This is a genomic window from Brasilonema bromeliae SPC951 (genome assembly GCF_012912135.1).
Taxonomy (GTDB): Bacteria; Cyanobacteriota; Cyanobacteriia; order Cyanobacteriales; family Nostocaceae; genus Brasilonema; species Brasilonema bromeliae.
The window spans coordinates 22,095-45,681 of sequence record NZ_QMEB01000011.1 but is presented as its reverse complement, the minus strand read 5'-3'; the positions used below and the strand labels follow the sequence as shown (position 1 = coordinate 45,681).

17 protein-coding genes are annotated in these 23,587 nt (G+C 44.0%); 6 read left to right on the top strand and 11 right to left on the bottom strand.

Going from position 1 to position 23,587, the window contains the following annotated elements; translation table 11 throughout:
- Nucleotides 1–372: 372 nt before the first annotated feature.
- Entirely contained in the window at nt 373–852 is a 480-nt protein-coding gene (locus tag DP116_RS02835; RefSeq protein WP_339381588.1) for an acyltransferase family protein, read from the bottom strand.
- A 563-nt stretch (nt 853–1,415) separates the two neighbouring features.
- On the opposite strand from DP116_RS02835, the gene surE reads away from it, so the two are divergent.
- Entirely contained in the window at nt 1,416–2,096 is a 681-nt protein-coding gene (gene surE, locus DP116_RS02830; protein WP_169153725.1) for a 5'/3'-nucleotidase SurE, read from the top strand.
- Nucleotides 2,097–2,359: 263 nt separating this feature from the next.
- Here surE and DP116_RS02825 read toward each other — a convergent pair whose 3' ends face one another.
- The 3 genes from DP116_RS02825 to fraI all read right to left on the bottom strand — a co-directional run bounded on the left by DP116_RS02825 (nt 2,360) and on the right by fraI (nt 6,223).
- Nucleotides 2,360–3,037: a sugar transferase gene (locus DP116_RS02825; protein ID WP_169153724.1), complete on the bottom strand. Its 678-nt coding sequence runs from the start codon at nt 3,035–3,037 to the stop codon at nt 2,360–2,362.
- 539 nt (nt 3,038–3,576) lie between these two features.
- The gene (locus tag DP116_RS02820) at nt 3,577–5,328 is read right to left on the bottom strand and encodes an ABC transporter ATP-binding protein (protein ID WP_169153723.1); all 1,752 of its coding nucleotides are present in this window, start codon (nt 5,326–5,328) and stop codon (nt 3,577–3,579) included.
- Nucleotides 5,329–5,533: 205 nt separating this feature from the next.
- Nucleotides 5,534–6,223 (bottom strand): septal nanopore formation protein FraI, encoded by a 690-nt coding sequence (fraI, locus tag DP116_RS02815; RefSeq protein WP_169153722.1) that lies wholly within the window; start codon nt 6,221–6,223, stop codon nt 5,534–5,536.
- A gap of 311 nt (nt 6,224–6,534) precedes the next feature.
- Between fraI and galE the strand changes: the two genes are divergently transcribed.
- Nucleotides 6,535–7,533 carry a UDP-glucose 4-epimerase GalE gene (galE, locus tag DP116_RS02810; protein WP_169153721.1) on the top strand — a complete coding sequence of 333 codons (999 nt, stop codon included), beginning with the start codon at nt 6,535–6,537 and terminating at the stop codon, nt 7,531–7,533.
- Between the two features lie 96 nt (nt 7,534–7,629).
- Here the strand turns inward: galE and DP116_RS02805 are convergent, their stop codons facing one another.
- From DP116_RS02805 to DP116_RS02795, 3 genes are all read right to left on the bottom strand, one after another.
- Nucleotides 7,630–8,313 carry a hypothetical protein gene (locus DP116_RS02805; protein ID WP_246275450.1) on the bottom strand — a complete coding sequence of 228 codons (684 nt, stop codon included), beginning with the start codon at nt 8,311–8,313 and terminating at the stop codon, nt 7,630–7,632.
- Entirely contained in the window at nt 8,291–9,514 is a 1,224-nt protein-coding gene (locus DP116_RS02800) for an urease accessory protein UreH domain-containing protein (protein ID WP_169153719.1), read from the bottom strand. Before DP116_RS02800 ends, DP116_RS02805 begins: the two co-directional genes overlap by 23 nt.
- A 208-nt stretch (nt 9,515–9,722) precedes the next feature.
- Nucleotides 9,723–10,190 carry a hypothetical protein gene (locus DP116_RS02795; RefSeq protein WP_169153718.1) on the bottom strand — a complete coding sequence of 156 codons (468 nt, stop codon included), beginning with the start codon at nt 10,188–10,190 and terminating at the stop codon, nt 9,723–9,725.
- A 136-nt stretch (nt 10,191–10,326) separates the two neighbouring features.
- Between DP116_RS02795 and DP116_RS02790 the strand changes: the two genes are divergently transcribed.
- The 3 genes from DP116_RS02790 (at nt 10,327) to DP116_RS28435 (ending at nt 17,285) form a co-directional block, all read left to right on the top strand.
- Complete coding sequence (locus DP116_RS02790; RefSeq protein ID WP_169153717.1) at nt 10,327–11,448, top strand: M20/M25/M40 family metallo-hydrolase; 1,122 nt, start codon at nt 10,327–10,329, stop codon at nt 11,446–11,448.
- A 237-nt stretch (nt 11,449–11,685) separates the two neighbouring features.
- Nucleotides 11,686–11,919 (top strand): helix-turn-helix domain-containing protein, encoded by a 234-nt coding sequence (locus tag DP116_RS02785; protein ID WP_169153716.1) that lies wholly within the window; start codon nt 11,686–11,688, stop codon nt 11,917–11,919.
- Between the two features lie 5 nt (nt 11,920–11,924).
- A complete protein-coding gene (locus tag DP116_RS28435; RefSeq protein ID WP_211173041.1) occupies nt 11,925–17,285 on the top strand; it encodes an ATP-binding protein in 5,361 nt (1,786 codons plus the stop codon).
- 34 nt (nt 17,286–17,319) lie between these two features.
- Here the strand turns inward: DP116_RS28435 and DP116_RS02755 are convergent, their stop codons facing one another.
- Both DP116_RS02755 and DP116_RS02750 read right to left on the bottom strand, forming a co-directional pair.
- Entirely contained in the window at nt 17,320–18,693 is a 1,374-nt protein-coding gene (locus DP116_RS02755; RefSeq protein WP_211173040.1) for an adenylate/guanylate cyclase domain-containing protein, read from the bottom strand.
- Nucleotides 18,690–19,232, bottom strand: coding sequence for a carboxymuconolactone decarboxylase family protein (locus DP116_RS02750; protein ID WP_169153715.1), 543 nt, complete (start codon nt 19,230–19,232; stop codon nt 18,690–18,692). The genes DP116_RS02755 and DP116_RS02750 overlap by 4 nt, the downstream gene beginning before the upstream one ends.
- 318 nt (nt 19,233–19,550) lie before the next feature.
- Between DP116_RS02750 and DP116_RS02745 the strand changes: the two genes are divergently transcribed.
- Nucleotides 19,551–20,861, top strand: coding sequence for an aminopeptidase P N-terminal domain-containing protein (locus tag DP116_RS02745; RefSeq protein ID WP_169153727.1), 1,311 nt, complete (start codon nt 19,551–19,553; stop codon nt 20,859–20,861).
- A 5-nt stretch (nt 20,862–20,866) separates the two neighbouring features.
- Here the strand turns inward: DP116_RS02745 and DP116_RS02740 are convergent, their stop codons facing one another.
- Together DP116_RS02740 and DP116_RS02735 are read right to left on the bottom strand one after the other, a co-directional pair.
- The gene (locus tag DP116_RS02740) at nt 20,867–21,901 is read right to left on the bottom strand and encodes a polysaccharide deacetylase family protein (protein ID WP_169153714.1); all 1,035 of its coding nucleotides are present in this window, start codon (nt 21,899–21,901) and stop codon (nt 20,867–20,869) included.
- Nucleotides 21,898–23,550, bottom strand: a complete 1,653-nt coding sequence (locus tag DP116_RS02735; protein ID WP_169153713.1) for a glycosyltransferase — start codon at nt 23,548–23,550, stop codon at nt 21,898–21,900. The genes DP116_RS02740 and DP116_RS02735 overlap by 4 nt, the downstream gene beginning before the upstream one ends.
- Between the last annotated feature and the right edge of the window lie 37 nt (nt 23,551–23,587).

Below are 23,587 nucleotides of genomic sequence, written 5' to 3'. Positions count from 1 at the left end.
AGCTTCGGGGGGTTCCCCCCGTTGTAGCGACTGCGAACCCGAAGGGTTGCCGAATTTTTACACGTTTACATCCAACCCCGGCAACGTATCTTACCAGAGACTGGTCAATTTACACTTTACGAAGACGGTAAACGTACATTTGAAAATAGTCATTAATTATTAGTAAAATACTTTTGACTTTTTACTGCAATTAATTCACTGCATCTTTTACCTTGCGCTTTTTCAAAAAATTAGACATAAATGGTCTCTCAAAAACTAAGTAAAACAAGTAAGCAATGAGTAAAGACAGTGATATAGCCACTACATAAAATATCGCGATAAACTCAATTGGCGGTAGGTGAAGATTAAGAAGGAAATTACCTACCACTGTCACTACGACTCCGTGAGATTGTGAACGAGTAGCAAGTGGGTGATTACGTCAATAGGGGAAAAGAAAGGATGAAATTCTCCATATTCCGGAGATTCATGCCACTTGAAATTGAAAAAGTGAATGAATCCTAATATGATGACTGCTGTTAGCAAACTAAAAAACAGAGCAGCATAGTAAGGGGGTAAGATTCTACGCGCTCGCCGTTGGATATAATCCCACAAACCTCCAGGAAGATAACCGTTTTGCGAACGGGCTACCGGTAGCATCAGAACATAACCCGAAAGCACAATGAAAATCGCCACAGCAAAATTTCCATATCTTAAAGTTTTGCCTATAAATTGCAAAAATACAGGCACTTGTTCTCCCATATATCGATTTATGTGGACAATCACCACATACAGAGATGCTAATCCACGTAAGCCGTCTAAAAAATGAAGACGCAATCTTTGTTCGGCAGATTTCCCAGATTTTAAGACTTGCATGATTAATACCAATTTCTCAATTTAATCTTTCTTAAACAATCCAATTGCCAATCTGATAAGCAGTTGCTTGACAAAGCACACATTTACAACACTAAGAAAATCTTTGAGAATTAATTATAAAGGTCTAAAAAAGAATCATGATTTTTTTTTAAATCTTTATTTCATCTCTTTTGATTGCATATAAAATTAGTCAATATTTACACAATTGGCGTGGATTTTACAATCTTGAATTAAGTAATAATTACTAGATCGCAAATGTCATTATGTTATATTCCTTGCATTTACTACTTGTGTACAGGTACCTTTATTTATGTAACTCAAGTTGCTAGTTATCAATTTTTTTTAAGTATAAATTTGGAATATTTACCGTATTTTTAAATACTATATAATATTTTTATACTTAAAATCAACTTTAAACAGTAACTCGCAACTTAACCTTATGTATTGAAGTTTGTTTTGAGAAGAACGCACACTGTTGCCGGTTGAGCGATTGCTTTCAAAGCAAATTTGCTTCAAAATCAGTCTTGTTGCTTATGTTTGTACAAGTCCTAACAAGACAATCTATGACCTTGATTCTCACCAACGATGACGGGATCGACGCTCCTGGTATTCAAGCGCTCCTGAAAGCTGTAAATGGTAAAGAAGTCATTATTGCCGCTCCCAGAGATCATCTCTCTGGTTGTGGACATCAAGTCACCACGACTCGACCAATTCATGTCCATCGTCGCTCTGAGAACGAGTATGCTATTGCAGGTACTCCTGCCGATTGCACCAGAATTGCAATAACGCATATTTGCAAAAATGTCCAATTTGTGTTGTCCGGAATCAATGCTGGAGGCAATATGGGCGTGGATGCCTACATTTCCGGGACTGTCGCCGCTGTGAGGGAAGCAGCTATGCATGGCATTCCTGGTATTGCAGTTTCTCACTATCTTAAAAAGAAGCTGAATGTTGATTGGGATCTGGTAGCACGTTGGACGAGTTCTGTTTTAGCTGACTTACTCAATCGTCCTCTAGAACCGGGAACTTTTTGGAACGTAAATTTGCCTCATCTGGTTCCAGGAGAACCAGATCCAGAAGTTGTGTTTTGTCAACCTTGTACCAAACCATTGCCCATCAACTACCGGATTGAGGGCAATGATTTTTATTATGAGGGTGAATATGCCAAGCGCGATCGCACTCCTGGCAGTGATGTTGATGTGTGTTTTTCTGGAAAAATAGCTGTAACCAAACTGAGAGTTTAATAAAGCAAATGATAAAGTCCAGAGTTTAAGTACTCACACTTTATAAAGAATCGTTTACTCTCTTGCTAGTGTAAGATTTCCTATGATCTCCCCTTGCTCAAGAACTCATTTAAAAGGAGTCGTTGGGGCTACTGTGCCCCAGATTTATTAATTCGCTCTCACCAAGAATTCTCATCTTACCCATGCTAGAAGGTGAGAGCCTTAATGAAACGGATGTTGTAGAATAATTAATAACTAATAACCAAATAGTGTTAATAGCTTCCTTAGAAAGCTCCCACTCGACCAACGATCATGAAGAATGTCTTTACGATCAGTAATAAGTCGTACATTGGATACCATTTCTTCTGATACTGCAAATCTAAGTCTACAACTTGCTCAAAATCTTTCACATGAGAACGACCGTTAACTTGCCATTCACCTGTTAAACCTGGTTTAACATTTAGGCGTTGCCAGTGACGTTGATTATACTGAGACACTTCATCTTTCGTTGGTGGACGTGTCCCTACTAAACTCATTTCGCCTACTAGAACGTTCCAAAACTGTGGCAGTTCATCTAGACTTGTACTTCTTAAAAAGCGACCTACTTTTGTCACTCGGAAGTCATTTTTATTTTTAAAAATTAATCCATCAGCTTCATTCTGCACCAAAGATTTTAATTTCTCGGCGTTTGAAACCATAGAGCGGAATTTACGGATACGGAATGAGCGCCCGTAGAGTCCATAGCGTTCTTGTGTGAAGAAAATTGGACCAGGACTATCGATTGTAATTGCTATTGCTATTGGCACAAACAAAATCGATAAAATTAGTAGTCCTACTATGCTCCCCACAATGTCTAAACATCGTTTCAACTTAGAATTTACTGACGGGTGAGCAGTTAATTGCAATTCCCAAGTGTCGGCAGTTGCACCATCAACAACTGTTGGGCAGGATATCTGATACATTGTTATGCCAATTATATTTAGCTAAGAAAATATGGTTATTTAGCGATAATTAGACTATAAACCTAGCTCACCACAAGCAAACGAAGTTTAACCGTAGATTCACTGAATCTTCATCAACATTCTTGGGATCATGATTTTTTATAAATTTAAGTTAAAGCAAAATAAACATATTTTATGTAAGATGAAAAGTCGTTAAAAAAGTGAACATTTCTGGTAAGCATGTTAAAGTTTGCTACTCAGCAAGTGCGTTCACTGAGGTATACAAAGCTGAGGAAAAATACATCCTCCTAAAGAGTTGATTTTATGTTACCTCTTGCAAAAATACTAAATAGGTGATGCTTCGCTTCGTGAAACATTTGGTGAGATTCTTTTATGTACGGTGGGAATTCTTGTTGAGAGCCAATCAATTTATCTCGTAACTGGTATAAAAAATACACCTCTTACAAAAGTGAGATTTTACGAAGTTCTGTTCCCTGTTCCCTATTCGCTGTTCCCTGTTCCCTGTTCCCTGTTCCCTGTTCCCGACTCCTGCAAAAAGTCTAATGCAATAATTCTTCTATCTGATGCTGATTCCATAAACTTCTATACAGTCCAGGCTGCTGCAAAAGTTCTACGTGGGTGCCTTTTTGAACGATTTTCCCCTTGTCCATGACAAAAATGCGGTCAGCAGTAGCAGCAGCAGAGAGTTGATGAGTGATGAAAATGACTGTTTTTCGTTGCGTACCAGCAGAAAGATTTTTCAAGATGGCTGTGGCTGTTTGATTATCTACACTGGAAAGAGCATCATCTAAAATTAACACTGGGGCATTAACTAATATTCCCCTAGCCAAAGCAGTACGTTGTCGTTGACCACCAGAAAGAGTAATGCCACGTTCCCCAACTATGGTTTCATATTCTTGGGGAAAGTAGCTGATTTCTGGGTGAATTTGCGCCATCTTGGCAGCGTATTCCACTTCTTGTTGTTGGCTCACAGGATCGCCGTAGCGAATATTATTTTTAATTGTTGTACTGAAGAGAAAGCTATCTTGAGGGACATAGGCGATCGCACTCCTTAAATCAGCCAAGACAATTTTAGTAATGTCCACGCCATCCAAAAACAACTGTCCCGCTTCAATATCCAACAATCTTGGGATAGCATTTGCCAAAGTTGATTTTCCTGAACCAATAGCGCCTACAATTGCTACAGTCTCGCTAGGAGCTATGGTAAAGTTAACGTCACAGAGTGCAGGAGTGGTGGAACCAGGGTAGGTGAAGCTGAGGTTTCTTGCTGTGAGTTCTCCTTTCACTTGCTCGGGTGGTAAGTGAATCGTATCTCGTGTGTCTTTTATTTTGGGTGTGACAGTCAGAATTGCCTCAACGCGGTCAATACTCACTTCACCCCGTTGGTAAGCAGTGATAGTGAATCCTAAGAGGGCTGTGGGGAAGACGAGACGCTCTATGTACAGGAATAGTACGATAAAATCACTAACAGCCAGGCTTCCATTGGCAATCCTTGTGGAGCCTAACCAGATAATGATAAAAGAACTCACCGTGGCTAGCCCACCAATCAGTGGAAACACCGTATTTCGACTTTTTGCCAGTTTCAAATTAGCCTGCAATAGCTCTTGATTTTGATTGGCAAAGGCACGACGTTCGTTTTCTTCCTGAGAGTAAATTTTTATTAAGGCAATACCACTGACATCCTCTTGAATCAGTCCACTGATGTCAGATAGTCTCTCCTGTACAGCGGACTGTTCTGTGCGTAAACGCTCACTAAACAAATGTACTAAGAGAAACATGAAAGGATAGACTGCTAGTGAGGTTAATGTCAGATCCACACTTAGTGCCAGCATGACTGGTAAAGTGAAAATGTAGGCAAATAAAGTATTTGCCAAACTCAAGAGCGCAAAACCGAATAGCCGGCGGATATTGTCCACATCGCTTGTCGCCCGACTAATCAAATCGCCTGCGGTATTAGTCGCAAAATACGACGGTTCCAGTTTGAGTAAGTGTTCAAAAATCCGTTGTTTCAGGTCAGATTCCACCTGACGCCCCACACCAAACAGCCAAATCCGAGAAGCCATTCGGATCAGCCACATGGCTGAAGTGAATAATACAATTTGTATAACAAGATATTTGATTTGATTAAAGCTGAATTCTACTGAGAGTCGGTCAATAGCAGAACGAATCAACAGAGGGATATAAGCACCCAAACCATTCACAATCAACAAGGCGATAATGCCAAATGTTGCTTCCCGCCAATGGGGGCGTAGATATGCAAGAAGCTGAGACAGCCGTCGTGAATTTGCCATTCAAGGAATTACGCATCTTTTTCATTTTACTTTAAAGTCCCAGTACTTTTTGGCACATTCATCTTGAGACTGTTTTTCGGCAACTTTTGCGAGTCATTAATGTTGTATCTTTTTTGTGCCAATGAGCGTAAACTTTGCCGTTCTGGAAAAGAATAAGGTCAGCCACGAGACTGACCTTACGAGTACTCATTTTGGAAATCTACACCTAACGACCACGTAGGAAAGTGTATATCTGATTAAGATAACTTTCCCAGACTCGGGTTGTTATTTGGAGTGTTTCCGCATTGGGTACAAAATCTTCTAACCTCAACCCCCTTGTTCTAATAGCTTGTGGAGTTTGCAACAGGTATGGTGTTGTTTTGATGTCAGACATTCTTGAGGCATAGATGATACCATCGCTGGCTACGCTAGTATCTTGTCCTAATGCAACAAGTGTCTCAGATGTTGGTGTTGCTGGTACCATAGACGAAGCTAGCCGCACATTTTGGATAATTTCCTGATTGGCTAAGTATGGTTGACCCACCATTGCGATTGGTGAGCGAACTAGGAAGTAAGCGACAGCCGGTGTACTCGCTAACAACAAAATTGTCAGCGCCCAACCGATTAAGTATCCTCCTGGTTTATCCAGCGTTCCTCCGCTTTTCATCCTCTGTGCTGCAAAAATCATCAGCAAGATAGATGCTCCCAGAGGTTTAAGTGGAAACGACACTACCCCCCACAATGAAGCAACAGCTGGTTCATTCGGGTTAATGAACGACAGCAGTACCACAAGTAACAGAATGACTAAGATTAGTCTCCCGACAAAAGTCCCTGAGGGATAAAATCTCTGGAACAAGCTGTATATGATAGTGCCAACAAGTAACCACAGTAAGACCCGACTTAACAGTACAAACATAAATCGATTAACTCTCAAATCCTTTTTTGCGGTCGGTTTTATAGGTTTTGGGCAGTGGGGTTATTGTACCGTCAAATTGTAATCGTACTGTTATCTGACTTCAAATACCTCACAACGCCACTCCCCAAGGGCGGAGGGGAACCTCCGCACGGGGGTGGGTCCCCTCACACCACGAGAACCATCGTAGTGATTTTAGAGCAATTTTTTACAACTGCGTCTACTATCAGTAATATTCCAGATTATTAACCTACCTCCTGTAAATTAAATTAATTCTAGTAGTCATCAAATCAATCAAGTCAAAAGGATAAACTATGTCGCCTGGAAAACCCACTATTTTGGTGACAGGGGGCGCTGGATATATCGGCTCCCACACAGTGCTTGCCCTTAAACAAGCAGGTTTTGACGTGATAATACTCGATAATCTCGTTTACGGACACCGGGATTTGGTTGAAAAAGTTTTACAGGTAGAACTTGTAGTGGGAGATACTGGCGATCGCCCCCTATTGGATAATCTATTCAATACACGCAACATCGCCGCCGTGATGCACTTTTCGGCTTATGCGTATGTTGGGGAATCTGTTAGCGATCCTGCAAAGTATTACCGCAACAACGTTGTCGGCACTTTGACTTTGTTAGAAGCGATGCTCGCAGCGTCTGTTAAGAAATTTGTATTTTCTTCTACTTGTGCAACATACGGGGTACCGGAAGTGGTGCCAATTCCCGAAGACCATCCCCAGAACCCAATTAACCCCTATGGTGCTAGCAAGCTCATGGTAGAGCGAATTCTCTCTGATTTTCATGCTGCTTACGATTTGAAATCGGTGCGGTTCCGCTATTTTAACGCTGCTGGTGCCGATCCCAATGGCTTATTGGGGGAAGACCACAACCCAGAAACCCATTTAATTCCCCTTGTGTTGCAGACAGCGTTAGGTAAGCGCGAATCCATCTCAGTTTTCGGCACTGATTACCCCACGCCTGATGGAACGTGTATTCGGGATTATATTCATGTTACCGACTTAGCATCCGCCCACGTTTTGGGATTGGAATATTTGTTGAAGGGTGGCGACAGCGAAGTGTTTAACTTAGGAAATGGTAACGGCTTCTCAGTCAAAGAAGTTATTGAAACTGCCAGGGAAGTGACACAAAGAGATATCAAAGTTGTAGAGTGCGATCGCCGTCCCGGTGATCCACCAGCACTCATTGGTAGTGGCGACAAAGCCCGAAAAATCCTAGGCTGGCATCCACAATATTCTTCTGTTGAGGAAATTATCACTCACGCTTGGCAGTGGCACCAGAAACGTCATCAGTAGAGTGAGGAAGATCAGGAGGATGAGAAGTGGAGGAGATAAAAAGCGAAGGAGGCATATTTTCTCACACTCCCTCACTCTCTCACTTTCTCATCGTCCTCATCCGCCTTCCCTCTTCTTCACCATTCGCAGTACCCCGAAAAAAACACCAACTGCTAAAAGAACTGAGAGGGCGATCGCCCAAAATGGCACTCCCTGAGTTCGCTCTTCGGTGACACTTTGATTGACATTCTGCACAGTTTGTGATTCTTGTACATTATTATTTGTTGCTGAACCAACTGCCACGGTAACTGGAAACTTTAGCTCAAATGGCTGGAAACTCTTTCCATCTTTAGGTTTACCACTCAGTTGTAGCTGATACGCTCCCGGTCTAGGAAAAGTTATTTCCGTACCAGGTATGCCTTGAAACCGTTCTACCGAAACAGCTTGTAAGGGCGGTTCGATGAGTGGTGGTTCACTGGCTGAGTGAGGCTCAGCGTAAACAGCTAATTGACAATTACACTCCGCTAAAGGGATAACTTTTCCACCTTTACGAGTCAGAGCAAACCAGGTTTTTGCTGGCTCTCCGGCGCGGGGGTTATCATTTGGTTCTACGTGTAAGGTCGCGCCAACAACTCCTTCAGTCTTGACCTTGTGAGCAATGGCTGGGGAAGCTATAGTTAAAAATAGAACAAATACAAAGAGTAGTAATACTTGTTTTTTTAGACTCCTCTTTGCTGCGCTCAACCCCTGTCGGGGGTTGGAGGGATCACATCTTTTCCTAGGACTTTTTTGAGGGAACATAAAATTTCTGTAAAGACAACATTGACCAGAAAAAGCGCCAACGCACCAGCAACACAACCAAGGTGACAATTCCCAGAAGCACTGCCGCTAATTTATTCTCCCAGGTAACTTGAGAAGAACCCAAATAGTGGGAGCCAATTATCACAGCATGAATCGTGCTTAATAGTAAAGCTGGCACGCTTAACAAATGAATTGCTCGCCAGCGCTTGCCTAAAGACTTCTGCAAACGGTCAAAACTGGTGAGGGCAGGGGGAGTCATCAGCGCTAGTGCTACAGCACCCAAAGCCATGCCCACCTGATAATCTGGTAGCAAGAACAAAAAGGCTGCAAAATTCCATTGCAGTGAATGTTCCATCATGTGGACAGTGTGAGCCAAAGACAACACAAAAGCACCGACTCCCAACGCACGACGATAACGCAAAGGTGCTGCCCACAAGTTGCTGATGGGACGAGCAACAAGCGCCAGAATTAAACAAACTAACGCTCCATGTCCGGTGTAATCTACCATTGTGTCGCCAGTCCGCAACAGAGTTAGCACACCAATTGTGAGAGTTACCCAACCACCCATGCGAAACAATTGACTGCGCCTGTCTTTACTAACCAACGATGTAGACACACCCACACCTAACATTGTAGGCAAAGTTCCGATGCCAAATGCCAGCATTGTTGCTGCACCCATCCACCAATTGCCAGTTTCCGCAGCTTTAATTTGAGCAGTGTACAGAAAACCACAAGGCATTAAACCCCAAGTCATACCCAAAAGCGCTGGTGTCCACCATTTAGTTTGTAGAGAAAGCTTAATCATTCCTTGACTGAGGTAGTTTTGTAAACGACCTTGTACAAGAGGGTGCAGCAATGGAATTCGAGGCAGAAAGTCAGGTTTTATTTGTCCAATACCAAACCAAATCAGCAAAATGCCAGTAATAATCGCTATCCAATGGCGTACTTGGCTACCAATTCCTGCCATTTGTCCACTGGCAAGCAAAACCGAACCAAGTGCCCCAATCCCAGCACCAACGAGAACATAGCTCAACATCCGTCCCAAGTTTAGTAATGTGTGAAACTGCAATTGCTGTCGCCAACGGGGAGTTTCCTGCTTATGAGATAGGGAAAACGCAACTGCCAAGGGACCACACATGCCAACGCAATGTCCAAAACTTCCTAGGAATCCAAGAGCTAGGATGAGTAATAAATTTATCATCAGTTATTAAGCAGTTATAAAAAATAAAAAATGAAATTAAAGAAGATAAGTAATGAGTTTAATTAAATATAAGATGTAGTGCGGGCATCTTGCCCGCGAGCGAGACGCTCGCACTACTACTATCTACGAATTAATTACGCTTATCTACTTACGCGAAAAAATACTAAATTTTTTATTTTTTTTTGATACTTTTGTCACTTAATTCTTCCTAATATTTCTGGATACTTTTTGCAGGAATGTCTATAATCTCAGTGTCTTGAATCAATTTTCCGTTAAAAATCAAAGCTTCATGAGTGTTCGTATTTAAACTAACAGTAATGCGGTTTTTACCAGGCGGCAATTTTTCTAAATAGTACCAGTTACTGTACAACCTGGTAAGCTTTTGTCCATTTACAGAAAGATGAGCGTGACCTTCTCCAGGTTTAGGTGTTGTATTAACGTTTTCTGGTGCGAAGCGAAAGTTAGTCACTTTTACCTCCAAATTCCATCCTTTCTTGGTATCTTGATGCACAACTAAGTCAACTGAGGGTACAGGTTGACCTGGAGAAATTTCCATTGTCTTGTGAGGATTTGTAGCATTACTATTTGGAGTGTCACCTCTGGCAATTGTTAAACTGTTTCCCAGTACCGTTAGGCAAATTAATGCAGTAGATGCTAGAAAAATTTTTTTGAGCATAACTGAAAATTGAAAAGTTTCATGAGGAACTTTACATGAAGTGAGTTCTTCTGTCAAAAGACACGATGTCAAACTTAGTGTTTGCGCTATCCTATGTCAGGAGTGAGTACTCTCCCCTAACCTTTTTGATGAGATGATGAAAAAACGGTTTTGGCTGTTACTTATGCTACTCGTGACAATAGTTGTTATAGTAGCGACTAACGTGTTTATTAAACAGCATCGGGAGTCAGTTATTTATAGTATTAGAGTTAACAATCCTCTGAGTGCAAATAAAGATACAAACACACCAAGAGGGGAAGATACACAGACAATAAAACGCGAAGATACACAGACAGAAAATTTTTCTGCGTCTTTGCATCCCCCCATTTCTGATTCATTACAAGTTTCTAGTGATAAGCTGTTTGCCCATATTCTCAGGTTAAATTTTACACGAAATACACCACCAGAGCGATCGCGCACTCGCGCCTACATCACAACTGAACTCAAAAAAATGGGCTGGAAACCCAAGCTAGAAAAATTCCCAGATGGTGTCAACATCTTCGCGGAAAAACCAGGAACTGAGAAAGATGCAGGAGCAATATTAGTAGGCGCTCATTATGACACTGTTTATATCTCTCCTGGTGCAGATGACAACGCAACTGGTGTTGCTGTCACTCTGGAACTTGCCCGACTTTTTGCTTCGCGTCCCACCCCCAGAACGTTGCAACTCGCCTTTTTCGATAAGGAGGAAGCAGGACTTTTAGGAAGTAAAGCTTTTGTGACAAACAAGAAACATCTGGAAAACTTACAAGGCGTTATTATTATGGATATGGTGGGTTATGCTTGTCACACTCCTGGCTGTCAAAAATACCCAACTACTTTACCAGTGACGCCACCCAGTGATAAGGGTGACTTTTTAGCAGTGGTAGGCGATACAGAACATTTACGACTGCTGAATGCTTTTCAAAATTCAGAGAAACTCCCAGCAATCTCCTTTAATAAGGCAACTACCGGGGGATCAATTTTACCATCTGTGCTCACACTCCCAATACCCCTCAAAGGCTTACTAACACCTGATACTCTACGCAGCGATCATGCTCCATTTTGGTATCAAGGAGTGGGGGCAGTCTTGGTCACTGATACCGCAAATCTACGGACTGCCCATTATCACCAACCCAGTGATGTACCAGCAACTATCGATCGCGAGTTTTTTGCGGGTTCAGCGCAGATTGTTGTCAATGCGACTAGTAAATTGTTGGAAAATGGCAAGATTGAGTGATATCAAATCTGCTTCAAGTAGTCTAGTAACACGTCCGCTAAATTTATTTATGAGGTTTCCGCTTCAGCTTCGGCTGCCCTCGGGGTGCGGCTCTGCTACAGAGTACGCGCACGAATCCGGCGTATGCGCAAAGCGTAGCGTGCCGCAGGATACGATTTATCTATATCTTCTGATAGATATTTTCACAGATCGCACCTGCTATAGTTTTGTCAGTTCAAATCGAGAGGACTGAACTCAATGGTAGTCGTGGAACAATTAGAAATTGCGGCGTTGATTCGGGAAACTCGACAGTTGCTGCACCTTTCTCAAGCTGAGCTCGCTGCCAAGTTAGGCGTGTCATTTCATAGTGTCAACCGTTGGGAGAATCGACGAACCCGACCCCTCCCCTTGGCACGGAAGCAGATTTCAACCTTGCTGCACCAACTGGGTGATTCGGGACAAGCCTTACTGAGGAAATATGGCTGGGAGTAGGAACTGTGGCTCAAGAACCGGCGTCGGTCTCTGAATTCAGCTTCGTCAACGACAGTGAGATGGGAGCACTCATTCGGTCGTTCGATTGGACAACGACTCCGGTGGGCGCGGTCGAGGGCTGGTCGCCTAGCTTACGAACGGCGGTAAGTATCTGCCTGGAATCTGCTTTTGGGATGCTGATTTGTTGGGGAACCGAGTTGGTGCAGTTCTACAACGATGCCTATGTACCCATGTTAGGGAGTAAACACCCGAAAGCATTGGGGCAGCGAATGAGCGATTGCTGGTCAGAAGCGTGGGAAACGGTTGAGCGCCTGATTGGGCGTGTTTACAACACGGGCAAAGCGGTCAAGTCTGTTGACATGCGGTTCATTATTCGTCGCTACGGCTATGACGAGGAAACGTATTTCTCGTTTTCCTACAGTGCCATTCGGGATGAAGGTGGTGAGATCGGCGGCATTCTTTGCACGGTGACAGAAACAACCGAACGGGTTTTGGGAGAGCGCCGTCTCCATACTTTACGTGAACTGGCAGTCAATACCACAAGAGTGCGAACCGTTCAAGCGGCAGGGCAAGTGGCGATCAACACCTTAGCCAGCAATCGCGCTGATATTCCGTTTGCCCTGTTGTACCTGCTCAACAGTCAACAAACTTTTGCCCAGCAGGTGAGTGAAACCGGACTAGCAGCAGACTCTCCCCTGAATTTAACTACCGTCGATTGCCGTCAGGATGTCGCTGGAGTGTGGGCATTTGCCCAGGTGATGCAGACTCTTGAGCCGCAGTTCGTGAGCAATTTGCGAGATGATTTTGGACTAGATGCCGAGGCGCAACCAGAACTGCCCAACACTGCCTTAATTTTACCAATCCCTGCCCAAACGCAAGAAGGCATCACAGGATTTTTAGTTGTGGGTCCCAGTCCCTACCTGGCGCTGAACTCGGAGTATCGCGGCTTTTTAGAACTTGTTGCGGGGCAGGTTGCGACGGCGATAGCCAATGCTCGTGCGTATGAAGAAGAACGCAAGCGAGTGGAAGCCCTGGCAGAACTTGATCGGGCAAAAACCACCTTTTTTAGCAACGTCAGCCACGAATTTCGCACACCACTGACGCTGATGCTGTCTCCACTAGAGCAGACATTAACGGAATTAGAGGGAATTTTACCTGCAAAAGCGCGATCGCAATTAGAGATGGTGCAGCGCAATGGAACGCGCCTACTCAAGCTTGTCAACACCCTGTTAGATTTCTCGCGCATTGAAGCCGGACGCACTATAGCTTGCTATGAGCCAACCGATTTAGCTACGCATACCGCAGAACTGGCGAGTATTTTTCGCTCAGCCGTTGAGCAAGCCGGACTGCAATTAACCGTCGATTGCCCTCCCTTGCCAGAACCCATTTATGTTGATCGCGAAATGTGGGAGAAGATTGTGTTAAATCTGCTCTCGAATGCGTTCAAGTTCACGTTTGAGGGAGAAATTGCGGTTTCTGTGCGTTCGATTGGCGACCAAGTAGAACTGGTAGTGGGCGATACAGGTACTGGCATTCCGGCAGACGAGATTCCCCGGTTATTTGAGCGGTTTCATCGAGTCGCAGGCGCACGCGGACGCACCTTGGAGGGAACGGGCATTGGGCTATCGTTGGTTCAGGAATTAGTCCAGCTGCATGGTGGGGCGATCGCTGTTAACAGTACGCTAGGTCAGGGCAGTTCCTTTACCGTTCGGTTGCCGATCGGAACGGCTCATTTGCCGCTTGAGTGCCTCAACGCCAGCCGCACCCAAACCTCCACTGCTTCTGGTGCAATCTCTTATGTCGAGGAAGCTTTAAGCTGGCTACCCAAAGAAGAGGGGGAGCAAGAAACTCTCTTGTGTGCCTCTGTGCCCCCCCGCCCCTCTGCCCGGATTCTGCTGGTCGATGACAATGCTGATATGCGAGGTTACCTGCATGGCATCCTCAGCCAGTTCTATGAGGTAGACGTGGTTGCAGATGGCGAAACTGCATTGGTATCTATTCACACCTGCACACCTGATTTAGTACTCAGCGATGTGATGATGCCAGGAATGGATGGCTTTGAGTTGCTGCGACAATTGCGGGCTTCACCGAAAACTCGCGAAATTCCGATTTTGCTGCTGTCTGCTCGTGCAGGAGAAGAATCGACAGTCGAAGGATTGCAAACCGGTGCTGATGATTATTTGATCAAGCCCTTTAGCACTCGCGAACTGCTTGCCCGTGTTGCGGCTAATTTAGAACTTGGGCGATCGCGCCGAGAAAGCGCCCACCGTCAAATTCAACTCTATGCCGATGTGGTTCGCAGTACTCAAGTTGGCATCGTGGTTTGGCAACTTGAAGACCCCAACGATCCTGGCTCTTTTCGGTTGTTAATTGCCAATCCTGCTGCTACTGAAGTCACAGGTGTTGATTTTGAGTCGTTGATTGGAACGACGATGGCTCAAAACTTCTCAATGCTGCTGCAATCGCCACTGGTAGAGCATTACATAACTGTAGTGCAGACCGGGCAACCGTTGGATTTAGGCGAAGTTTCCTACAGCGATGATGGGGTTACCGCAGGCATTTATAGCTTGAAAGCGTTTGCGCTGCCCAATCAATGCTTAGGACTGTCGTTTGAAAACATTACGGCACGCAAACAGATAGAAGCACAGCTACAAGAGAGTCTGCACTACAGTCAGCAGATCATTGAAGCCATGCCTGGAATTCTGTTTGTGCATGATTTAATCGAACAGCAAAGCGTTTATACCAGCCGTCAAATTACAGATTTATTGGGCTATACGTCTGAGCAACTTCAGGTGATGGGAAAAGACGTGCTTGCCAGGATCATTCACCCAGACGACATCCCGCATTTATCTGCCTACCTTGAGACATTTCGTGCCGCAACCGACGGGATGGTGAACACAATTGAATACCGAGCTCGTCATGCAAATGGTAGCTACCGTTGGTTCAATTCTCAAAGCGTTGTCTTTAATCGCACAGCAGAGGGAATTCCTCGTCAGATTTTGGGGGTTTCGAGCGACATTAGCGATCGCAAGCAAGCAGAAACCGAATTACGCCAGAGTGAGGAACGCCTCAGCCTAGCGACAAGTGGTGCAGGCATGGGTACTTGGGATGCGAACCTGCAAACCGGACGCGCGATCTGGAATGAGCAACACTTCCGGCTACTAGGTTACGAGCCAGTGCTTTCTGGTGAAGCGATGATTGAACTATGGCATTCACGATTGCATCCAGAAGAGTTAGACCGAACCATGCAGGCGATCGAGCAAGCCCAACAGAACCAGACGTTGTACCGTTGTGAACATCGGATTATTCGAGCAGATAATGGGCAGGTGGTTTGGCTTGCCGAGTTTGGACAATTTTTCTATAACGACGCAGGACAAGCAATCCGCTTGGTGGGCGTATCGTTTGACATCAGCGAACGCAAGCGCGCGGAATTGGCGTTGCGCGAATCCGAGGAACGACTGCGCCGGGCGATCGCTATCGAAACGGTGGGTGTCATTTTCTTCAAAACAGACGGTTTTATTACGGATGCCAACGACGCTTTTCTGTGCATGAGCGGTTACAGCCGTGAAGATTTAGAGCAAGGACGGGTGCGGTGGAACAAAATGACCCCGCCAGAGTGGATGCCGCATTCGGTGCGAGCGGTCGAGGAGTTTATATCAAACGGGTACACAACGCCTTACGAAAAGGAATACATCCGCAAGGACGGCTCCCGCTGGTGGGCATTGTTTGCCGCAACGCGCCTCAACGCCGAAGAAGGCGTGGAATTTATCATTGATATCACTGATCGCAAACAAGCACAAGAAGCCTCGCGCCGATCTGAGGAACGCTATCGAACGCTGTTTGAGTCGATTGACGAAGGCTTTTGCGTCATCGAAATGCTGTATGATGAAAACGATACGCCGCTCGATTACCGCTTTTTAGAAACCAATCCAGCATTCGAGAAACAAACGGGACTCGAACAGGCAGAGGGTAAAACGGCGCGTCAGTTAGTTCCGAATCTCGAAGATCACTGGGTTGAGATTTACGGCAAAGTCGCGCTGACGGGCGAATCCCTCCGGTTTGAAAATGGCTCCGAAGCGATGAACCGTTGGTTCGATGTTTATGCGTTCCGCGTTGGGCAGCCGAAAAGCCAAAAAGTCGCCATACTTTTCAAAGATGTCAGCGATCGCAAGCGCATTGAAGCCGAACGAGAACAAATCCTGCAACGAGAACAAACTGCACGAGAAGCCGCCGAAAACGCAAACCGAATTAAAGATGAGTTTTTGGCAGTGCTGTCTCATGAGTTGCGATCGCCCCTCAACCCTATCTTAGGTTGGACTACTTTGCTTCGCAACGGCAGATTGGATGCGGCAAAAACCGCTTATGCACTGGAAACCATTGAGCGCAACGCCAAGCTACAGGTGCAACTCATTGAGGATTTGCTTGATATCTCTCGCATTCTACGCGGTAAACTCAGTTTGAATGTGATGCCCGTCGATTTGGGTGCAGTCATCTGGGCCGCTTTAGAAACCGTTCGATTAGCAGCAGTTGCTAAGTCACTGGAAATTCAGACGACACTTTCACCCGCGATTGGAACGATTAGCGCAGATGCAGGGCGGTTGCAGCAGGTGGTGTGGAATCTTTTATCCAATGCAGTCAAATTTACGCCTCAAGGAGGTCAAATTACAGTTACATTAACCCAAACTGAAACTCATGCCCAAATTCAAGTGAGCGATACAGGAATTGGGATTAATCCTAACTTTCTGCCTTATGTCTTTGAACATTTCCGACAAGAGGATGCAGCAACAACCCGCAAATTTGGCGGATTGGGGTTGGGGCTGGCGATCGCACGGCAAATTGTTGAACTGCACGGAGGTACGATTCAAGCCGAGAGTCCAGGCGAAGGAAAGGGGGCAACATTTACCGTCAACTTGCCATTGCTAAGAAATGAACATCGTGGGACAAAGGATGAACAAACTGCTGTATCGCTGACCCCTCCCGCCTTACCACTTTCAAATGTTCGGGTGCTTGTTGTTGACGATGAGGTAGACACTCGTGAGTTAATTGCTTTTGTTCTGGAACACGCGGGAGCGATCGTCACCTCTGTACCGTCGGCTTTAGCTGCATTGGATGTTCTAGCCCGATCTAAACCCGACGTACTAGTCAGTGACATCGGAATGCCAGAGATGGATGGTTATATGCTGATGCAACAAATGCAGGCAATATTACAAGGTAAGCAGATTGTGGCAATCGCCCTCACTGCGTATGCCGGGGAAATTGACCGCCAGCAGGCACTGGCAGCTGGATTTCAACAGCATCTTTCTAAACCAATCGAGCCAAAAATGCTTGTGCAAACGATTGCAACTTTAGTTGAAAAAGATGAGTAAAGAAGTTTAGCCCTGTTTAGTTCTTTACACTAATTCAATGATTAGGACAACACGTTTTTTGATCAATAAAATCCTCTTCAATTAATGTATCTGTTTCTGGTTGGATAGCAAAATACAATTGATTAAATTCCTTATTTGGTAATAAACCTGTTGGATCTACAGCGAGACTATCTTTAATACCATTAACAATATACATATCAATTTCGCCCTTATTTTTGGCATTAACTTTGCCTCTAGATTCAACTATAAAAAAATCTTTAATTAACTCAAAAGTTGAGAGAGAAATATTAATACTTCCAGTCAGACCAGATGATTCCATTCTCGAAGCTGTGTTAACAGTGTCACCCCAAACATCGTAAGCAAACTTCTTACGTCCAATCACACCTGCTAATAACGGTCCGGAATGAATACCAATACGAATATCCCAATATGGTTGATTTAAAAACGCCTTTTCTTTTTTACGCCATTCCATAAAAGTGCGAATATTGATAGCAGCTAGTACAGCATCAATGGCATGAGTTTTGTTGTGATTTGGAATTCCCCCAACACACATATAACTGTCACCAATTGTTTTCAATTTTTCCAAGTTATGTGCTTCAATAAATTGGTCAAAACAAGAGAAACAATAATCTAGTTCATCAACCAATTCTTGTGGAGTCAACTGTTCTGATAACTTAGTAAAATTCTTAAAGTCTGTAAACAGAACAGAGGCAGATTCATAATAGACAGGCTTAACAGCACCAGTCTGCTTGAGTTCAGAGGCAATATCTATTGGTAGTATATTCAAAAGCAATTCCTCTGTCTTGCGTTTTTCTTTTTCTAGTTCAAGATACAGCCGATTTAACTCTTCAAAACGTTCAGCATTACGGATGGCTGCTGATAATTGCACGCCTAGTAAATAGCCAATGCGTAAATCTTCTTGAGTGTAAGTTTTTGGTGCTGAGGTGGCAAAGTTGATCGTACCAAGCACCCGATGATCACATTCCAAAGGAATGATGATCTGCGATTGGTACTGGCTAAGAAAACCGCTTGTAGAGTTTTCATGAATGAGTCGGGCTTGACCTGTTTTCAGACTCATACCAACGACACCCATTTGTGTTGTGTCAGAAAACTTGACTTCGACAGTAGAACCAAACAGCGTCACGATACGCCAAGAACCGTTAGTCGTATCGCGCAGGCAAACGCTACAATGCTCGAAGTCTAGCAACCATTTTGCTTGTTTACTAACAACCCGCAAAATCTCATCCAGCTTCAGCGAACGATTGATGGCGATCGCAATTTCATTAACAGCTGCGATCCTACTGGAAAGCGCTTGGGCTTCAGCAAGCAGGCGACGGGAAAGGAACAACAGTTGTTGATAATCTTGTTGTTCCAGCCTACTACCAATAGAGACGGGAAGAAAAGTCATAATGTATCAATTTCTAATGAAATTGAATCCGTATATTTATTGACACTTGTAAATAAGTCTGCTGTGGCGACAATCTCAAATATTTCAGAATCGTCTAAACCTAAGTCATAGAGGTGTTGGTAATCTTTACTCGTGAGTGCGTGCGGTTCAGTCGCGGCTTTCAAGCCAAAGCCGATCACTGCTTTTTCACGTTCAGGAAGCGGACAGGCTGCGAAATCTGAAACTAGGGTTCTTAAAACTTCTTCGCTCATGCCTAATGATGATAATCCATGCAAATGGACATTCAGTGCATAAGGACTACTATTAGCTTGGGAAATAGCAATTCCTAGCATTTCCTTGAGTGTGCGTGGAACATCTCCTTTGAGGATAGTGCTGCGAAATTTCTTCCAATTCGCTTCCAATATCCTAGGGTTGATTGCCATTGATTTAAATAAATTTGGCACTATGCCAAATCCAAGTTCAACCTGAATCTCTTCATATATCGCTTTGACGTTGGAATCGCTGAGTTGCTCGTATTCGATGATGGGAAATTTAGCCATTCTTATCTATCGCCTGAGTGGGGAACTTCTTTTGAGCTACTGAACAAAAAACAGTTTTGTACAACTTAATACAAGGCATATCTCATTCTAGAGTAACAATACTGTAGTGACCACTCTCTGAGTCAATGGTATTATTTATTACTCTATATGAATTAATACATCAAGCAAATATAATCATACTTGAGGTATAGAAACTACAAAGAATTTATCAAAGAGTATATAATAGGTCTGGATGAAAGTAAGTACAAACTAACTAGAGAAACTTATAGTTTTGAGTACTTTTGAAACAATAATTAATAAAGAAACACCATTAGAATGATGCAGGCAGAATACCAGCAGCGCCGTGAGCAATTGATGTCAAAAATTGGCAATGGGACTGCAATCTTTCGTAGCGCGCCAACAGCCGTTATGCACAATGATGTTGAATACGCTTTTCGGCAAGACAGCGACTTTTACTATCTGACTGGGTTTAACGAACCGCAAGCAGTAGCAGTTTTAGCACCATCACACCCAGAACATCGGTTTGTGTTGTTTGTCCAACCTAAAGATAGAGAGAAAGAAGTCTGGAGTGGTTATCGCTGTGGGGTAGAAGCGGCAAAACAAGTGTATGGTGCATCGGTTGCTTACCCTATTGCCGAACTCGATGAAAAATTGCCACAGTATTTGGAAAAAGCTGATCGGATATATTACCATCTAGGACGCGATCGCACTTTCAACGACACAATCCTTAATCATTGGCAGCGTTTGATGCGGACTTATCCCAAGCGCGGTACAGGACCAATTGCGATTGAAGATACTGGTCCAATTCTGCACAGCATGCGATTAATGAAAAGTCAAGCAGAATTGGAGTTGATGCAGAAAGCTGCTGATATTGCAGTTGAAGCACACAATCACGCCATGAAATTTACACAACCAGGGCGCTACGAGTACGAAGTTCAAGCAGAGATTGAACATATCTTTCGCCTCCGGGGTGCCCTTGGACCAGCTTACCCCTCAATAGTTGCTTCTGGGGTGAATTCCTGCATTCTGCACTACATTGAAAATGACCGAAAAATGCAGGACAAGGAGTTGCTGCTGATTGATGCTGGTTGTGCTTATGGTTATTACAACTCCGATATCACGCGTACATTTCCGGTAGGTGGCAAATTTACCCCAGAACAAAAGAGACTTTATGAGATTGTTTTGGAAGCACAAAAGCAAGCGATCGCCCAAGTCCAACCAGGTAACCCCTACAAACAAATTCACGATACAGCCGTACGCGTCCTGACAGAAGGCTTAGTTGAACTTGGTATCCTTAAAGGTGAAATCGACAAGCTGATCGAAGAAGAAAAATACAAGCCGTACTATATGCATCGTACTGGTCATTGGTTAGGTTTAGATGTTCATGATGTGGGTGTTTATCAGCATGGTGACGATAACCCGCAGATTTTACAACCAGGTCAGGTGCTGACGGTAGAACCAGGACTTTATATTGTCCCAGATACCAAGCTCGCAGAAGACCAGCCACAGACAGATCCACGTTGGGTTGGTATCGGTATTCGGATTGAGGATGATGTTTTGGTAACATCAACAGGTCATGAAGTCTTGACAGCAGGTGTACCTAAGGAAGTCGCTGAAGTGGAAAGATAAACCGTTTAGTTTTCTCTCCACTCAGACAACTGTTTGGCAAACTCTTCAGAATCCCAGTCCTCAACAACAACGCGAGGTAATTTAAAGCGATCGCACTGTTTCCACACAGTACGAGGATAAGTCGTGCAAGCACTCATAAATCCCGCTTCCCTCACCAAACCTGCTGTTTCCTCAGAATAGTTGCCGTGAGGATAAGCAAAACTCACCACTTTTTGTCCTATAATCTCCTCAAGATGAGTTTTGCTGTCTTGAATCTCTTGCCTCTGTCGGGTATGAGGTAAGAAAGACAAAAATGGGTGTGTCACAGAATGAGCACCAATTGAAATCAACTCGTTCCCTAGAGTAGACACTTCCTCTAAATTCAAAATGCGGTGATTTGAGCGCAGTGTTGCAACACAATCACCCCACGCCAGCAGTTGATCCATAACCTTTTGTCGTGCTTCGGGAAGCAAGGGTGATAGCAGCCAGTAAAGTGTGCGATAAAGAGTATGGCGAGGGGTGGGGTTATCTTCCCCTAACGCCCTCCAACAGCGATCGCGCTGATATTCCTCCTCGCTGTAATTGGCTGCAGTACCTAATTCCCAGCGATGGGTTGTACCGTTAATCTCTAAACAAAGAACTTCTGGTAAAGAACCAGGTTCCAGCAATAACCTATTCAGTTCATCCCACCACAAATCACGTTTTTGTTCCATATATCCACTGGTTAAAAACATCGTGGCAGGAATATCGTAACGCTCTAACACCGGTTTGGCGTTATAGAGATTATCTGTGTAACCATCATCAAAAGTGACTGCTATCTGCCAATGAGGAGTTTTCCCCTGTTGCAATGTCTGGTTTAATTGCTGTAACGAAACAACTTCGCCAAACTTGTGTAAGACTTCCATCTGTTGGGCAAAGTGGCGGGGACTAACGCAAATTGACCAAGGATCAGATTCCACTTCTGTGATACGGTGGTACATCAAAATAAGACCTCCCGGTGCTAAACGCCCCCGCAAGCGTTTAGCCATTCGCCGCAGTCTGACAACTCCAGGTATTTTCATACAGTGTGTGGTTTTACTGCTTTGATAGTAATTGTGACTTGATAATTGCGATCGCAGTAGTCTAATTCTTCCTGACGCAGTTCTTCTGTTGCGATCCCATAGAGAAAAGCATTAGCAACGAGTACATTCCCGTGAGTTTCAATTTGGAGATTTTCTGCTGGAAAGAACTCTTCAAACAGACGCTTGACTGATAAAGCAGTAAAACTCCAACACCAGTAATCAGCCCACTGATAATCACCAATATGACTAATACCGGGAACTGTAACCAGGGCGACTCCTCCGGGCTTAAGGATACGATGAACTGTTTTAATAGCCGCCCGTACATCGTAAATGATTTGTATTGTGTGCGTCAGAATAAAGCAGTCAAAGCTATTTGATGGAATATTGTCGCCACAAGCAAGATCACCAACAATAGTCGCCTTGGGATTGCCTTTTGTCACATGAAGTACATCGCTTTGGGTAATGCGTTGAATAGAGTCAATGCTTGCGACATAGCCACCAAACTGTCTTGTATAGTTATCATCACCAACCTCCAAGACACGCCCACGAATATCCTCTTGATAATGAGCAAGGAAGTTTTCAATATAATAGCGGTCAACGGGTTGACCTCTGTCATAACCAAAGGCTTGGCTCATCGGCGTAACTCGTCGCAAGCTACCAAAGTCCACAGCCCCTGTAGGAGGGATATATTTATCACCAAGGAACTGCGTTCCTACAAAGCGGTGGAGAAAACCGGGGAATTTTTTACGTGCAATTTGCGCTAGTTTCTTTTTGACTCGCAATAGAAAGTGCAACATAGGGTGATGATAGGGGTAAAGAGCCTTTTCGAGTGCATTCCAAAGTTCAGCGTCTTGGATTTTCTGTTCAGTGATGTACTTCTGTAGCCAGTTCAAATAAATCTGATGTGCAGGATTAGGTTTTAAAGGATGATACTTTCCTGTTTGGATTGCTTGGGAACAACTAGACTCTGAGTGTTGGCGATACCTATCCCAGCAGCTACTATCTACATACACGGGGGTGTGCAAGCAAATTTTTGCTAGCAACACTTGATCCTCGAACATATGTTGAATAGTGTCATCGAATCCTCCTACAGCTTTTATAACCTCCCGTCGCACCAACAATCCACAGGTGCAAGGTACGATTCCAGCAATTTTTAAATACTGAGTTATTAAGCTTGGTGGATGAAACAAAGTATTCGGCTGAACCCCAAGTGGTCTCATATTGTCACGTTGGTAATCTTCTTGTTGACCAGTCCAACTATGCCAATGTTGAGTCGGTCCGTAAATCATACCAGTCTCAGGTTGAGATTCCAAAATTGCCACCTGCTGTTCTAGTTTTTGTGGCAAGAAGACATCATCAGCGTCCAGAAAAGCAATATACTTACCTTTTGCCTTGCTGATCCCCAAGTTGCGAGAAGTACTCTTACCACGATTTTGGTGACCATCATGGTCGAGATAATACACCTTTTCTGGATACAAATCTGCATACTCCTGAGCAATTGCAGTACTTTTATCGCTGGATCCGTCATCTATTAAGAATAATTCCCAATTTTTATATGATTGGGTGACTACACTTTCTATCGCTTCTTGGATGAATTTTTCAGTATTTAAAAAGGGAGTGATGACAGAAACGAGAGGTTGACTTTTCATGATTTTCTATATCCTCGAATGAATTCTCTCAGTCCTA

What these genes read in the sequence shown, in the direction of transcription:
- surE (WP_169153725.1), top strand. Translation starts at nt 1,416, where the DNA reads ATGACCTTGATTCTCACCAACGATGACGGGATCGACGCTCCTGGTATT.
- DP116_RS02835 (WP_339381588.1), bottom strand. Translation starts at nt 852, where the DNA reads ATGCAAGTCTTAAAATCTGGGAAATCTGCCGAACAAAGATTGCGTCTT.
- DP116_RS02805 (WP_246275450.1), bottom strand. Translation starts at nt 8,313, where the DNA reads ATGTTCCCTCAAAAAAGTCCTAGGAAAAGATGTGATCCCTCCAACCCC.
- DP116_RS02790 (WP_169153717.1), top strand. Translation starts at nt 10,327, where the DNA reads ATGAAAAAACGGTTTTGGCTGTTACTTATGCTACTCGTGACAATAGTT.
- DP116_RS02800 (WP_169153719.1), bottom strand. Translation starts at nt 9,514, where the DNA reads ATGATAAATTTATTACTCATCCTAGCTCTTGGATTCCTAGGAAGTTTT.
- DP116_RS02795 (WP_169153718.1), bottom strand. Translation starts at nt 10,190, where the DNA reads ATGCTCAAAAAAATTTTTCTAGCATCTACTGCATTAATTTGCCTAACG.
- DP116_RS02825 (WP_169153724.1), bottom strand. Translation starts at nt 3,037, where the DNA reads ATGTATCAGATATCCTGCCCAACAGTTGTTGATGGTGCAACTGCCGAC.
- DP116_RS02740 (WP_169153714.1), bottom strand. Translation starts at nt 21,901, where the DNA reads ATGAAAATACCTGGAGTTGTCAGACTGCGGCGAATGGCTAAACGCTTG.
- DP116_RS02745 (WP_169153727.1), top strand. Translation starts at nt 19,551, where the DNA reads ATGCAGGCAGAATACCAGCAGCGCCGTGAGCAATTGATGTCAAAAATT.
- DP116_RS02735 (WP_169153713.1), bottom strand. Translation starts at nt 23,550, where the DNA reads ATGAAAAGTCAACCTCTCGTTTCTGTCATCACTCCCTTTTTAAATACT.
- DP116_RS02785 (WP_169153716.1), top strand. Translation starts at nt 11,686, where the DNA reads ATGGTAGTCGTGGAACAATTAGAAATTGCGGCGTTGATTCGGGAAACT.
- DP116_RS02750 (WP_169153715.1), bottom strand. Translation starts at nt 19,232, where the DNA reads ATGGCTAAATTTCCCATCATCGAATACGAGCAACTCAGCGATTCCAAC.
- DP116_RS02755 (WP_211173040.1), bottom strand. Translation starts at nt 18,693, where the DNA reads ATGACTTTTCTTCCCGTCTCTATTGGTAGTAGGCTGGAACAACAAGAT.
- fraI (WP_169153722.1), bottom strand. Translation starts at nt 6,223, where the DNA reads ATGTTTGTACTGTTAAGTCGGGTCTTACTGTGGTTACTTGTTGGCACT.
- galE (WP_169153721.1), top strand. Translation starts at nt 6,535, where the DNA reads ATGTCGCCTGGAAAACCCACTATTTTGGTGACAGGGGGCGCTGGATAT.
- DP116_RS02820 (WP_169153723.1), bottom strand. Translation starts at nt 5,328, where the DNA reads ATGGCAAATTCACGACGGCTGTCTCAGCTTCTTGCATATCTACGCCCC.